Source organism: Candidatus Rhodobacter oscarellae (assembly GCF_001078595.1).
GTDB classification, from domain to species: domain Bacteria; phylum Pseudomonadota; class Alphaproteobacteria; order Rhodobacterales; family Rhodobacteraceae; genus Rhodobacter_B; species Rhodobacter_B oscarellae.
Genome location: NZ_LFTY01000002.1, coordinates 1,967,316 through 1,980,956, shown reverse-complemented (window position 1 = coordinate 1,980,956; position 13,641 = coordinate 1,967,316). Strand labels below are relative to the sequence as shown.

General features: G+C 65.4%; 15 protein-coding genes. 8 read left to right on the top strand and 7 right to left on the bottom strand.

The features are described from left to right. Positions 1–697: amino acid ABC transporter permease (locus AIOL_RS14330; protein WP_049645463.1), on the bottom strand; the 697-nt coding region annotated here is incomplete at its 3' end. A 38-nt stretch (positions 698–735) separates the two neighbouring features. Beyond that, positions 736–1,527, bottom strand: coding sequence for a transporter substrate-binding domain-containing protein (locus tag AIOL_RS14325; protein ID WP_049643606.1), 792 nt, complete (start codon positions 1,525–1,527; stop codon positions 736–738). Positions 1,528–1,760: 233 nt separating this feature from the next. Here AIOL_RS14325 and AIOL_RS14320 point away from each other — a divergent pair, with 233 nt between their 5' ends. The 7 genes from AIOL_RS14320 (at position 1,761) to AIOL_RS14290 (ending at position 9,044) form a co-directional block, all read left to right on the top strand. Further along, a complete protein-coding gene (locus AIOL_RS14320; protein ID WP_049643605.1) occupies positions 1,761–2,615 on the top strand; it encodes an FAD binding domain-containing protein in 855 nt (284 codons plus the stop codon). Positions 2,616–2,627: 12 nt separating this feature from the next. After that, a complete protein-coding gene (locus AIOL_RS14315; protein ID WP_049643604.1) occupies positions 2,628–3,122 on the top strand; it encodes a (2Fe-2S)-binding protein in 495 nt (164 codons plus the stop codon). Further along, on the top strand, positions 3,119–5,545 hold the full coding sequence (locus AIOL_RS14310) for an aerobic carbon-monoxide dehydrogenase large subunit (RefSeq protein WP_049643603.1): 2,427 nt from the start codon (positions 3,119–3,121) through the stop codon (positions 5,543–5,545). Before AIOL_RS14315 ends, AIOL_RS14310 begins: the two co-directional genes overlap by 4 nt. Positions 5,546–5,642: 97 nt before the next feature. After that, entirely contained in the window at positions 5,643–6,518 is an 876-nt protein-coding gene (locus AIOL_RS14305) for an AAA family ATPase (RefSeq protein WP_049643602.1), read from the top strand. Then, entirely contained in the window at positions 6,515–7,696 is a 1,182-nt protein-coding gene (locus tag AIOL_RS14300; RefSeq protein WP_049643601.1) for a vWA domain-containing protein, read from the top strand. The genes AIOL_RS14305 and AIOL_RS14300 overlap by 4 nt, the downstream gene beginning before the upstream one ends. After that, a complete protein-coding gene (locus AIOL_RS14295) occupies positions 7,693–8,490 on the top strand; it encodes an XdhC family protein (RefSeq protein ID WP_049643600.1) in 798 nt (265 codons plus the stop codon). Before AIOL_RS14300 ends, AIOL_RS14295 begins: the two co-directional genes overlap by 4 nt. Before the next feature lie 101 nt (positions 8,491–8,591). Then, a complete protein-coding gene (locus AIOL_RS14290) occupies positions 8,592–9,044 on the top strand; it encodes a CoxG family protein (RefSeq protein ID WP_049643599.1) in 453 nt (150 codons plus the stop codon). A gap of 66 nt (positions 9,045–9,110) precedes the next feature. On the opposite strand, the gene AIOL_RS14285 is transcribed toward AIOL_RS14290, so the two are convergent. Continuing rightward, positions 9,111–9,872: an SDR family oxidoreductase gene (locus AIOL_RS14285; protein WP_049643598.1), complete on the bottom strand. Its 762-nt coding sequence runs from the start codon at positions 9,870–9,872 to the stop codon at positions 9,111–9,113. 50 nt (positions 9,873–9,922) lie between these two features. On the opposite strand from AIOL_RS14285, the gene AIOL_RS14280 reads away from it, so the two are divergent. Beyond that, on the top strand, positions 9,923–10,846 hold the full coding sequence (locus AIOL_RS14280) for a BKACE family enzyme (RefSeq protein WP_049645462.1): 924 nt from the start codon (positions 9,923–9,925) through the stop codon (positions 10,844–10,846). A gap of 619 nt (positions 10,847–11,465) precedes the next feature. Here AIOL_RS14280 and AIOL_RS14275 read toward each other — a convergent pair. The 4 genes from AIOL_RS14275 to AIOL_RS14265 form a co-directional block, all read right to left on the bottom strand. Further along, the gene (locus AIOL_RS14275; protein ID WP_049643597.1) at positions 11,466–11,951 is read right to left on the bottom strand and encodes a RidA family protein; all 486 of its coding nucleotides are present in this window, start codon (positions 11,949–11,951) and stop codon (positions 11,466–11,468) included. 18 nt (positions 11,952–11,969) lie between these two features. Next, entirely contained in the window at positions 11,970–12,152 is a 183-nt protein-coding gene (locus AIOL_RS14270; protein ID WP_049643596.1) for a hypothetical protein, read from the bottom strand. A 264-nt stretch (positions 12,153–12,416) separates the two neighbouring features. Beyond that, positions 12,417–13,301 carry a DUF2971 domain-containing protein gene (locus AIOL_RS24470; RefSeq protein WP_152912534.1) on the bottom strand — a complete coding sequence of 295 codons (885 nt, stop codon included), beginning with the start codon at positions 13,299–13,301 and terminating at the stop codon, positions 12,417–12,419. 16 nt (positions 13,302–13,317) lie between these two features. Then, positions 13,318–13,572 (bottom strand): MoaD/ThiS family protein, encoded by a 255-nt coding sequence (locus AIOL_RS14265; RefSeq protein ID WP_049643595.1) that lies wholly within the window; start codon positions 13,570–13,572, stop codon positions 13,318–13,320. Positions 13,573–13,641: the final 69 nt, after the last annotated feature.

Sequence of the window (13,641 nt, the reverse complement as noted above, 5' to 3'; positions counted from 1 at the left end):
TCTCAAAGTACCGAAAATTCCCCGCTGCCGTCACCTTGCCCAGCTGAGTGATGTCCGTCACCCCCAGCACCGACACCAGAGAGCTGTCCTTCACCATCGCCACGAAGTCATTCCCCAAAGGCGGCAGGATCGTGCGGAAGGCCTGCGGGAACACCACGAGGCGAAACCGTTGCCAGTTCGACAGCCCCAGCGTCTGCGCCGCCTCGATCTGGCCTCGGTCTACCGATTGCAGCCCGGCGCGGAAGACCTCTGCGATGAAGGCCGAGTACCCAATCGTCAGCGCCAGGATCGCCCGCCATAAGAGCGGGAAGTCGCGGGTGCGGATCGGCTCGAGCCCCACCCCCGTCGCCGCCCAGTTCCAGGCCGCCACCAGCGCGGGTGCGAACACGAAGGCCACGTAGAGCAAGAGCACGATGATCGGGATGCCGCGGATGATCTCGATGTAGAACCGCGCCACCTGGCGCAGCACCAAGAACCGCGACAGCGAGCCCACCGCCAGCAAGAGCCCGATGCCGCAGGCCGAGGCAAACCCCACCAGTGTCACGAACACCGTGATCCAGACGCCCTTGCCCAGCGTGCGCAGCACCTGGGCATAGATGTCGTCCGAGATCACTCGGTAGAGGAAATACGCCCCCAGCGCACCGGCGAGCACCAGCCACCAGGGAAAGTCCTGGTCGTCGTCGCGCTGTGGGCCCATATCAGAGGCCCCGGGTCAGGCCCGGGGCGCCGCCGTGCTTACTCGCCAAGCTTGTACTCCAGGAACCACTTGGTGTTCAGCGCCTCGATCGTGCCGTCCTCTTTCATCGACGCGATCGCGGCGTTGATCGGCTCTACCAGGTCCGAGCCCTTGGGGTAGATGAACCCGAAATCCTCGGTGCCCAGCTTCTCGCCGACGATCTTCAGCCCGCCGCCGGAGGCGTCGACATAGCCGTTGCCCGCGGTGCCGTCGGTCAGCACCAGGTCCACATCGCCGGTGCGCAGCGCCTGCACGCCCGCGCCGAAGGTCTCGAATAGCTTGATGCGCGGGTTGGCCTCGTTGCCGTCTAGCACGTCATAGACGCCGACATAGAAGGGCGTGGTGCCGGGCTGCGCGGCCATCAAGAGGTCGTCGCCCGCCGCAAAGCTCGCCGCGTCAGAGAACCGGTCCTCGTCGCCGCGCACCATCATCACCATCTCAGAGCGCATATAGGCGTCCGAGAAGTCCACGATCTCGGCGCGGTCGTCGCGGATGGTGATCCCGGTCATGCCCAGGTCGAACTGCCCCTCGCTGACGGCGGGGATCATCGCGTCCCAAGAGATGTTTTCGTACTCCACGGTGATGTTGATGCGCGTGGCGATCTCGGCCATGGCGTCGTATTCCCAGCCGACGGCGTTGCCCGCGCTGTCCACGAATTGCAGCGGCGGGTAGGCGTTCTCGGTGACCACGACCACCGTGCGGCCCTCAAGATCGGGAAGGTGCCCGTCGGCCATGGCCACGCTGGCGGCGAAGCCGGCCAGCAGGCCGGTCAAAGCGGAAATCAGTTTCATCGCATGGCTCCCATTTTTGTTCGCGCCCAGATTACGCCCGCGATGGGGGAAGTCCAAGACCCCCAGTTCATTCCCTTCGCGGAAATCCAAACGATCCCCGCGCTGCGCGCATTTCGTGCGCGTTAGGGCGCAACTCGTGCAAATCGCGCGCAAGCGCTGCATTTTGATTGGATCGACCCGCCCGCGCATTCCAACCCTTCAGCAGCCAGAACTTTGCTCAGGGAGGAGAAGCAATGATTCCAGCCGCGTTTGAATATCATCGCCCGGCGGACCTTGCGGGGGCGATTGCCCTCTTAACCGAACATGGGGACGACGCGCGCGTCATGGCGGGGGGGCACAGCCTGATCCCGATGATGAAGCTGCGCATGGCCGAGGTGCCGCATCTGATCGACCTGCAGGACGTGACCAGCCTCGGCGGGATCAGCGTCCAGGGCGGGCAGGTGCGCATCGGCGCGATGGCGACCCAGGCCGAGCTTATCGACCATGCCGGGCTGTCTAATGCGGCGCCGATCCTGCGCGAGGCCGCGCTGCAGATCGCCGACCCGCAGGTGCGCTATATGGGCACCATCGGCGGCAACGTCGCCAATGGCGACCCGGGCAATGACATGCCGGGGCTGATGCAGTGCCTGGACGCCAGTTTCGAGCTGGAGGGCCCCGGCGGCGCGCGCGCCGTGAAGGCCCGCGACTTCTATGAGGCGGCCTATATGACCGAACGCGAGGATGACGAGGTGCTGACCGCGGTCAGCTTTGCGGCGACCTCGGGCGGCTACGCCTATGAGAAGCAAAAGCGCAAGATTGGCGATTATGCCACCGCCGCCGCGGCGGTTCTGCTGACCAAGGAGGGCGGCGCCTGCGCCAGCGCCTCTGTCGCCATGACCAACCTTTCGGATGTGCCGGTCTGGTCCGAGGCCGCAGGCGCGGCCCTGGTGGGCACCGCCGTGGACGCGGCCGCCATCAAGGCCAGCGTCGCCGCCATGCTGGGCGATATCGACCCCACCGAGGACAATCGCGGCCCCGTCGCCTTTAAGCGCCACGTCGCGGGCGTCATCCTGGGCCGCGCCATCGCGCGCGCCTGGTCGCGGGCGTAAGGAGAGAACACCATGAGCAACAAGATGCACATCAAGCTGACCGTGAACGGCGCGGAGGAGGAATTCCTGGCCGAGCCGCGCGAGCTGCTGATCTACACCCTGCGCGAGCGCCTCGGGATCACCGGGCCGCATATCGGCTGCGAGACCTCCCATTGCGGCGCCTGCACGGTGAACCTCAACGGCAAGACCATCAAGTCCTGCACCATGTTCGTGGCCCAGGCCAACGGCGCCGAGGTCACCACCATCGAGGGCATGGGCGGCCCGGACGCGCTGCACCCGCTGCAGGAGGCCTTCAAAGAGCATCACGGGCTGCAATGCGGCTACTGCACGCCGGGGATGATCACCCGCGCGGCCAAGCTGCTTGAGGAGAACCCCAGCCCGACCGAGGAGGAGGTGCGCTTTGGCATGGCCGGCAATCTCTGCCGCTGCACCGGGTATCAGAACATCGTCAAGGCGATCATGGCCGCGGCCGCGGATATGAGCTCCAGCAAGGAGGCAGCACAATGAAGGACGAAGTGACACGCGAGGAACGCGTCGACGCCCTCGGCGGCATGGGCTGCAAGCGCAAGCGCGTCGAGGACGCGCGCTTTACCCAGGGCAAGGGCAACTATGTCGATGACCTCAAGCTGGACGGGATGCTCTTTGGCGACTTCGTGCGCTCGCCCTATGCCCATGCGCGGGTGAAGAGCGTCGACAGCTCGGCGGCGATGGAGGTGCCCGGCGTGCTGGCGGTGCTGACCGCTGCGGATCTAGAGCCCCTGGGCTTGCATTGGATGCCCACCCTGGCGGGTGACAAGATGATGGTGCTGGCGGATGGCAAGGTGCTCTATCAGGGCCAGGAGGTCGCCTTTGTGGTGGCCACCGACCGCTATGCCGCCGCCGATGGCATCGAGTCCGTTGAGGTGGAATACGAGGAGCTGCCCGTGCTGGTGGACCCGTTCGAGGCGCTGCAATCAGATGTGGTGCTGCGCGAGGACCTGTTGGGCGCGGATGGCGGGACGCCCGACGGCGCACATGGCCCCAGAAATCACCCCAACCACATCTTCACCTGGGAGGCGGGCGACAAGGACGCCACCGAGCAGGTGATCGGCGCGGCGGATGTCGTGGCCGAGGAGATGGTCTATTATCACCGCACCCATCCTTGCCCGCTAGAGACCTGCGGCTGCGTGGCCTCCATGGACAAGGTGAATGGTAAGCTGACGCTCTGGGGCACGTTCCAGGCGCCGCATGCGATCCGCACGGTGGTCTCGCTGATCTCGGGGATTGAGGAGCACAACATCCGTGTGATCTCGCCCGATATCGGCGGCGGCTTTGGCAACAAGGTGGGCGCCTATCCGGGCTATGTGTGCTCGGTGGTGGCCTCGATCGTGACCGGCAAGCCGGTGAAGTGGATCGAGGACCGGATGGACAACTTGATGACCACGGCCTTCGCTCGCGACTACTGGATGCAGGGCAAGATCGCCGCCACCAAGGAGGGCAAGATCACCGGGCTCTGGTGCCACACGACCGCCGATCACGGCGGGTTCGACGCCTGCGCGGACCCCACCAAGTTCCCGGCGGGGTTCATGAACATCTGCACCGGCTCCTACGACATCCCCACGGCCTACCTGGCCGTCGACGGGGTCTATACCAACAAGGCGCCGGGCGGGGTGGCCTATCGCTGCTCGTTCCGGGTGACCGAGGCCGCCTATTTCATCGAGCGCATGATCGAGGTGCTGGCGATTGAACTGGGCATGGACGCCGCAGAGCTGCGCCGGATCAACTTCATCAAGGCCGAGCAGTTTCCCTATCAGTCGGCGCTGGGCTGGGAATATGACAGCGGCGACTATCACACAGCCTGGGGCAAGGCGATGGCGGCGGTGGGCTATGATGACCTGCGCGCCGAGCAGGCGCAGCGGGTCGCGGACTTCAAGGCCGGCAAGACGCGCAAGCTCTTGGGGATTGGCCTCTGCCACTTCACCGAGATCGTGGGCGCCGGGCCGGTGAAGAACTGCGACATCCTCGGGCTGGGCATGTTCGACAGCTGCGAGATCCGCATCCACCCCACGGGGTCGGCGATTGCGCGGCTGGGCACGATCAGCCAGGGGCAGGGGCACGCGACGACCTTTGCGCAGATCCTGGCCACCGAGATCGGCCTGCCCGCCGACAGCATCACCATCGAGGAGGGCGACACCGATACGGCGCCCTACGGGCTGGGGACCTATGGCTCCCGCTCCACCCCCGTGGCCGGGGCGGCCACCGCGATGGCGGGGCGCAAGATCCGCGCCAAGGCGCAGATGATCGCGGCCTATCTGCTAGAGGTGCATGACGGCGACGTCGAGTTCGACGTGGACCGGTTCGTGGTCAAGGGCGCGCCCGAGCGCTTCAAGACAATGAAAGAGATCGCCTTTGCCAGCTACAACCAGGCGATCCCGGGGCTGGAGCCGGGGCTCGAGGCGGTCAGCTATTACGACCCGCCCAATATGACCTATCCCTTCGGCGCCTATGTCTGCGTGATGGAGATCGACGTGGACACCGGCGAGCATGAGATCCGGCAGTTCTATGCGCTGGACGATTGCGGCACCCGGATCAACCCGATGATCATCGAGGGCCAGGTGCATGGCGGGCTCACCGAGGCGCTGGCCATCGCGATGGGGCAAGAGATCGCCTATGACGAGATGGGCAACGTCAAGACGGCCACGCTGATGGACTTCTTCCTGCCCACGGCGGTGGAGACCCCGCATTATACGACGGACCACACGGTCACGCCGTCGCCGCACCACCCGATCGGGGCCAAGGGCGTGGGCGAGAGCCCGAATGTGGGCGGGGTGCCCGCGTTCTCGAACGCGGTGCATGATGCGTTCCGCGCGTTCGGGCTGCGCCAGAGCCACATGCCCCACGATCATTGGCGGATCTGGAAGATCGCCAACGAGCTTGGGCTGCACGGCTAGAGGTTTCGCCGCGGCCTGCGCCGCGTCGATCCGCCGGGGGGACGCTGTCCCCCCGGACCCCCCTGGGATATTTTCAGCAAGAGGAAGGGTAACGACCATGTCTTTCCAGCAGCTTCAACACGATATGGCCGGCGAGGGATATGTCGCCACCGACGATCTTGCCATGGCGCTGCATCTTATGGATGTCCTTGAGCGGCCAATATTGCTTGAGGGCCCGGCGGGGGTGGGCAAGACTGAGGTCGCCCGCGCGCTGGCCGGGGCGCGGGGCGCCAAGCTGATCCGGCTGCAATGCTATGAGGGGCTGGACGCCTCGCAGGCGATCTACGAATGGAACTACCAGCGCCAGCTTCTGACGATCCGGGCCGCCTCCGAGGCCGGTGAGACGGGCCGCGCCGTCGAGGATCGCATCTTCTCCGAGGAGTTCCTGCTGGAACGCCCCCTGCTGGCCGCGATCCGCCAGCCCAAGCCGCCGGTGCTGTTGATCGACGAGATCGACCGCGCCGATGAGGAATTCGAGGCCTTCCTCTTGGAGGTCCTCTCGGAGTTTCAGATCACGGTACCGGAGCTGGGCACGATCCATGCCACAACGCAGCCTCTGGTCGTCCTGACAGCGAACGGCACCCGCGACCTTAGCGACGCCTTGCGCCGCCGCTGCTTATACACTTACCTGGACTACCCCGACCGCGAGACAGAGCTCGCGATCCTACGCGCGCGCTGCCCGGGCGTGGAGGCGCGGCTGGCGGGGCAGGTCGTGGGCTTCGTGCAGGCTCTGCGCCGCGAGGAGCTGGAGAAGGTGCCCGGCATCGCCGAGATGCTGGACTTCGCCGCGGCGCTGATGGGGCTGGGGATCGCGGACCTGACCAGCGATCCGGCGGTGCTGCAGTCCACGCTGAAGACCCTGCTGAAGACGCAGGTCGACCAGGCGAATGTGACCACCGAGGTGACGCAGCGCCTGGCGGGCAGGGCCGCATGAGCCGGGTAACGCGCTTTGCCGCCCGCGACCCGGGCCCCGCCGCGCGGATGAGCGGCTTTGTGGCGCATCTGCGCGAGAACGGCCTGCGGCTGGGGGTCGCCGAGACCGCCCTGGCCCTGGACGCGCTCACCCATGTGAGCGCCGCCCGCCCCGAGGAGGCCCGCCGCGCCCTGCGGCCGATCTGCACGGGCTGCAAGGAGGAGGCCGAGCGCTTTGACGCGCTGTTTGACGGCTTCTGGATGGATGCCGGCCGGGTGAGAACGCGGGTGATGCCGGCGTCTAAGGCCAAGGGCCATGACGCGGTGCATTCCTCGCGTGACGCAAAGGGCGAGGCCGCCGGCGGCGCGGGCCAGGCCACCGCGCCGGATGGCGGTGACGGCGCGGCCGAGAGCGACGGCGAGGGCAGGCTGATCGCCACCGAGACCCGGAACCTGATGCGCAAGGACCTGCGCGATCTGGTGCGGCAAGAGGAGATCGCCGCCGCGGAGGCGGTCGCCGCCCGCCTCGGGCAAGCGCTGCGCGACCGCCGCGCGCGGCGGCGCAGGGCGGCGCGCAAGGGCGACCGGCTGCATTTCCGCAAGATCATCCGTCAGAGCCTGGCAACGGGGGGCGAGCCGGTCCGGCTCTTTCACCGCAAGCGCCCCGACCGTGCCGTGAGGATCACGGCGCTCTGCGACGTCTCCGGCTCGATGACGGTCTACGCGCAGGTCTTCCTGGCCTTCCTGGCGGGGCTGATGCGGTCGGACCCCACGGCGGACGCCTATCTGTTCCACACCCGCCTGGTGCGGATCACCGAGGCGCTGCGCGACCGCGACGCGATGCGCGCCATCGGGCGGATGTCGCTGATGGCGGATGGCTTCGGCGGGGGCTCAAAAATCGGCGCCAGCCTGGAGCGCTTCGCCGCGACCTATGCGCGGCGGCTGGTGGACGGGCGCAGCGTGGTGCTGATCCTCTCGGATGGCTACGATACGGACCCGCCGGAGGCGCTGGCCGCGGCGCTGGCCAAGCTCAAGAAGCGCGGCTGCCGGGTGATCTGGCTGAACCCGCTGAAGGGATGGCGCGACTACGCGCCCATCGCGGGCGGCATGGCCGCGGCGCTGCCGCATCTCGACCTTTTCGCGGCGGCGGGCACCCTGGCGGACCTCGCAGCCCTTGAACCGGAGCTCGCGCGCCTATGATGCCCAAAGAGCTGATGCCCCAGGATCTGGCCGACACCGCCGAGGCGCTGACCGCGCGCCAGGAGCCCTTTGCCTTTGCCACCATCGTGCGCACCGCCGGGGCCACGGCGGCCAAGCCCGGCGCCAAGGCGCTGCTGGCGGCGGATGGGACCGTGCTGCAGGGCTGGCTGGGCGGCGGCTGCACCACCGGTGCGGTGCGCCGGGCCGCGCAAGAGGCGCTGGCCAGCGGCACGCCGCAGCTTGTCTCCGTCGCACCGCAGGAGCTTTTGGCCGAGCGCGGCGTTTCGGCTGGCGAGATGGTCGCGGGCACGCGCTTTGTGCGCAACGGCTGCCCCTCCGAGGGCTCGGTCGACATCTTTATCGAGCCCTGCCTGCCGTCGCCGGAATTGCTCGTCTTTGGTGCCTCGCCTGTGGCCGAGGCGCTGGCCGCGCTGGCGCCGCAGTTCCACTGGGAGATGACGCAGCGCGCCGCAGAGGACGCGCTGGCCCCCGCCGCCGGGCCGCGCCGCCGGGTGATCGTTGTGGCCACGCAGGGGCAGGGCGATCTGGTGGCGCTGAAGACGGCGCTGGGCGCGGGCGCCGAGCATGTCGCCTTCGTGGGCAGCCGCAAGAAATACGCCGCCCTGGCGCAGAAGCTGATCGCGCAGGGCCATCCCGAAGACGCCGTGCGTGCGGTCAGCGCCCCCGCCGGGCTCGACATCGGCGCGGTCACCCCCGAGGAGATCGCGCTGTCGATCCTGGCGGAGCTGACCCGCATTCGCCGCGCGCCACCCTGCGAGGCCGCCGATGCGTAGCCTCATTCGGCGCCTCTTGCGCCGCTTCACCCTTTCACCGACCCAGGCAGACCTGCTATCGCGGGTGAGATTTCCCTGTTGCTGACCGAGGACCCACCGAGATGGAACTGAACGACGAGATTGTTATCGACGCCCCGCAGGACGCCGTCTACGCCGCGCTCAACGACCCGGAGATCCTGCAGCAATGCATCCCCGGCTGCGAGGAGCTGATCAAGCATTCCGACACCGAGCTGGAGGCCAAGGTCGTGCTGAAGGTCGGCCCAGTGAAGGCGCGGTTCAGCGGCAACGTGACGCTCGATACCGGCGGCGCGCCGGACCAGTTCTCGCTGACCGGGCAGGGCAATGGCGGCGCGGCGGGTCACGCCAAGGGCGGCGCGGATGTCAAGCTTGCGGCGGATGGCGCGCAGACCACGCTGCGCTATACCGCCAAGGCCGAGATCGGCGGCAAGCTGGCGCAGCTTGGCAGCCGCCTGATCCAGGGCACGGCCAAGAAACTGGCGGCGAAGTTCTTTGCCTCCTTCGCCGAGGTCATGGCGGCGCAGAAGGCGGGCTAGGGCGGGCTCAGGCTCAGGTGCGGGCTCAGGCTTGGGCGCGGTTTGACCAGGGGCGCCTGCGGCCCGTCACGCCAGCATCTGCGTGTCGCCGCAGACCGAGATCGCCTGACCAGAGATCGTGCGCCCGCGCTCGGAGGCCAAGAACAAGATCTGGTCGGCGATCTGCTGCGGCGTGACGTAATCCCTGATCGAAGTATAGCCGAAGGCGCGCGCCTCGGTCTCGGCAAAGGACAGCCCCAGCCGTTGCGCCTTGGCCTCTAGCACCCGGCGCTGCCGATCCCCGGCCACCAGACCCGGTAGGATCGCATTCGCCCGAATGCCATCCCCGCCGAGCTCAATCGCCAGCGACTTGGTGAAGCCGATGACGCCCCATTTGGCGGCGGCGTAGGGGCTGCGCAGGGCAAACCCCACGCGCCCCGCCAACGACGAGAGGTTCACGATCGAGCCGTTCGCCGAGGCCCTCAGATGCGGCACCGCCGCGCGGGTCATGTTGAACTGCCCCGTCAGGCAGACCTCGATGCAGCGGTCCCAGTCGGCGCCGTCGATCTCCTGCACCGGGCCGGTGGGCCCCGCGATGCCGGCATTGTTGACCAGCGTGTCGAGCCCGCCCATTTGCTCCGCCATCGCCTGTACGAAGGCCGCCACACCGGCGCGGTCCGCCACGTCGCAGGGCGCGCCTTTGAAGCCGCTCGCCGCCACCGCCTCGGCGGAGACGTCGCAGATCCGCACCGTGGCGCCCTCCGCCGCGAAGCCCTTGGCGATCTCTAACCCGATCCCAGAGCCCGCGCCCGTCACAATCACCCGATGCCCCGCCAGTGCCAAATCCATTGCTTGCTCCCTGCCTGCTCCTGCGCCAGTCTGACCAAAAGGAGAGCCAAATGCCCAGCCCTTGCATCATTTCCGCCGCCATTACGGGCGCGATCCACACGCCCTCGATGTCGGATCACCTGCCGGTGACCGCCGCCGAGATCGTCGCCCAGGCCGTGGACGCCGCCCGCGCGGGCGCGGCCATCGTGCATCTGCACGCGCGCGACGAAATGGACGGGCGGCCCGATCAATCGGCCGAGGCCTTCGCCGAGATCCTGCCCGCCATCAAGGCCCAGGTCGACGTGGTCATCAACATCACCACCGGCGGCGCCCCCACAATGACCGTGCAAGAGCGCGTCCGCCCGGCGGAGCATTGGCGGCCCGAGCTGGCCAGCCTCAACATGGGGTCGATGAATTTCGGGCTCTTCCCGATGCTGGGCCGCTTCACCGAATTCAAGCATAACTGGGAGCCCGACTACCTGGGTAACAAGGGCATCCTGTTCCGCAACACGTTCGAGGATATCGAGTTCATCCTGACCACCCTGCGCGACAGCGGCACGCGGTTCGAGTTCGAATGCTATGACACGGCGCATCTCTACAACCTGGCCCATTTCGCCGACCAGGGCGTGGTGGAGGCGCCGTTCTTTGTGCAGACCGTGTTCGGGCTGATGGGCGGGATCGGCGGGCATCCCGACGATGTGGCGCATATGAAGCGCACCGCGGACCGGCTGTTCGGTGCCGATTACCAGTGGTCGGTGCTGGGCGCGGGGCGCAACCAGATGAACATTGCGGCGACCTCGGCGGCGCAAGGCGGGAACGTGCGCGTGGGGCTGGAGGACTCGCTCTGGCTCGGGCCGGGCGTGCTAGCCGAAAGCAGCGCCCAGCAGGTCGCCAAGGTGAAGGGCATCATCGAGGGGCTGGGCCGCGTCGCGGCCACACCGGATGAGGCGCGGCAGATGCTCGGGTTGAAGGGGGCCGCGGCGACCGGGTTCTGAACTCCCTTCGGGATGGCATGAACCAGAGGGTTAAGGTCTGGGTCGATGGCCGTAGGGGCGCGGGCCGCGATGGGCCACCGAACTTGCCCGATGCGCGACGTTGCCACGCAGCTTGTTCGTAGGGATCTTCACGAAATATCAACCTCGCACCGCGCAGAATCTGCGGGTGGTGGTTGGGGGCCAACTTCGGGCCAGTCCCCGAGCCAACCACCCGTGGAGGGTGGCGCGATTCGGGTTGAGATTAGGTTAATTCAGGCCTTCGATAGCGAAGACCTGCGCGCCGCCGCCTACTGCGCGGGGCCGCGCCCGCGGTGAATTCGCCATTCCGGCGCCGCAGAGCGCACCGATGCAATTATGGGCTGCCCCGGCGTGTTCTGCCTGGGGCCGCGACGACAGCGCCCCCTAAACTGCGCCAGTTTAAAGAAAAAACGACAAGAGCACCCCATGGCCCTTCCGGACATCCGGGCCGCCCAGCTGATCCAAGCGGTCAAAATGAACGACATCTCCGGTAGCGCGATTATGCCGGGGCGGCAGAAATAGGTGGGCGTGCGCAGGGTGGTCGACAGCCGCGGCCCGGGACCGGCTCGATGCTGACAGCGGTCTTGGCGCCAAGATGCGATCAGGCCTGAAGCAAGGCCTCCGCCTCGATCTCCATCGCAAACCCCATCGGAAGGCCATGCGTCCCGATGGCAGAGCGCGCATGGGCGCCGACCTCTGGCCCGAACACCTCGATGATGAGGTCGCTGAACCCGTTGATGGCAAGGTGCTGCTCTGTGTAGCCCGGCGCCGAGTTGACCATGCCGAAGGCCCGGACCCAACCGGCGACCCGGGAGAGCTCGCCGATCTCGGCCTTGAGATTGGCCAGGATCGACAGGCCGATCTGGCGCGCTTCGTCATAGGCTTGCTCTGTGGTCAGGTCCGTGCCCACCTGCCCATAGGGCCCGGCGATCTTCCCGTCTGGGGCGCTTTTGGGGTGGCCGGATATCAGCGCGCGGCTGCCGCGGATGTTAATGAAACTAAAGGGAAGTTTGAGCCCCGGCGGCAGCTGCGTCGGCGCGGGCAGTGACAATCCGAGCGCGGCGATGCGGTCCTCTGGCGTGTTCATTCTCTGTCCCTTCCTTTGCTATCCACCTTTGATGCGCTGCAGCAAATAGATCTCCTTGGTCTCGTCTACGGCCTCGGTGAGGCCATAGGCGTAGATCTTGCCGTCGATGGAAACCGAAACGCCCGCGTCGATAGCGTCGCACAGGGCGGGGTGTTCCTTCTCCAGCGCGTTCAGCATCTGCGCTACGTTTGTGGCGCGCATCTCTATAACCCTGACGCATTTTGCCTACCAGGACGTTTTTGAGCCACCGTCGATGTGCAGACCGAGTTGGGGTTGATCGGTGGGGTCGGCGGGCGACCCGAGGTTGTGGCGCATATGAAGGGCATAGCCGACCGGATGCTCGGTGCCAATTACTAGTGATCGGTGCTGGGCGCGGGGCGCAACCAGATGAATGCCGCGGCAACGCCGGACGAGGCACGGTAGATGCACGGATTGAAGGAGCAGCGAAAGTAGGTTGTTTGATGTTTAGGAGAGAATTTGATAATTTATTGAGAACTGACTTTTTGATAAAATAGCGCGCCGAACTTTAACGGATTCTCCAAATCTGCGAAGAATTTCTTCAATTTTTGAATCTGAAGCGCGCAAACCAAGAGTGATGGCTGCCAATTTCAGGCAAGGGAGTTTTTTGTATCGTGCGCCGACACCAGGATACTCAAAGAAACGCCACTCCCGCTCATAACTCCAATCTATTGATTTCGCTAAGAATAATTTCTCCAGAACTCTGGATTTACTCTCATTCCGATCAGAACCTGTTTTATGTCTCTGGGTTTCGTGCCGATCTGAAAAAATCATCATGTCCAACGTTGATAATGTTGGCCTGTCGTCCGTGTAGAGGACTCTCCAAGGAACTTCAGTCGCGTCGTGTCTTTTATCAACTTCAACATCGAATTCGAGACACGCGCCTGAATGCTGGTCTGCATAGTGCGACCACATCGGTATGTTGTCGCCAATCTCCGAAAAGCATGTTACCAGGCTTTCTGATTTCAATCGCTTCAGGGTTTCGCGAGAGGCATAGTCCTCTAATTTGGCCAGCAGAAGCGGGGCCTTCTTCGTTGGTTTCGTAAGCTCCCGATATTCGCTTCGGCTCAATTTCCGGCCCCCAAGCTCGGACATACGTTGTCTAGAGATACCTTTACGGTTCGGGGTATTGGCTTTTATTCGTTGATTGATTTTGCGAAGTGAGGATTTCTCATAAACCGGTTTAAAGTCGAATGGATCGTTTACCCAATCCGAAGACGCCATAAAGATCTGCTGCCGTTCTAGAACTTTCTCTATTTCTTGAATCGAGTAAGAATTTCTTAAGCTTCTATAGCGAAAGAGTTTTTTGGGAACGCTTAAGGAGTTTCTCACGTGCCTTGGCTCTCAGTTATCCACCCTTGATGCGCTGCAGCAAATAGATCTCTTTGGTCTCGTCTACGGCCTCGGTGAGGCCATAGGCGTAGATCTTGCCGTCGATGGAAACCGAAACGCCCGCGTCAATGGCGTCGGACAGGGCGGGGTGTTCCTTCTCTAGCGCGTTCAGCATCTGCGCCACGTTTGTGGCGCGCACCTCGACAACCTCTTGCCCGACCAGCGAGCGCAGGCCGGACCAGAGATGAACTTTCACAAGGGGCTTGTACATCGCGTGCGGCAGGCGGGGGTGAAATCCTTAAAGGATTTCGGACCAGAATTTTTCCAAAATTCTGCCCCC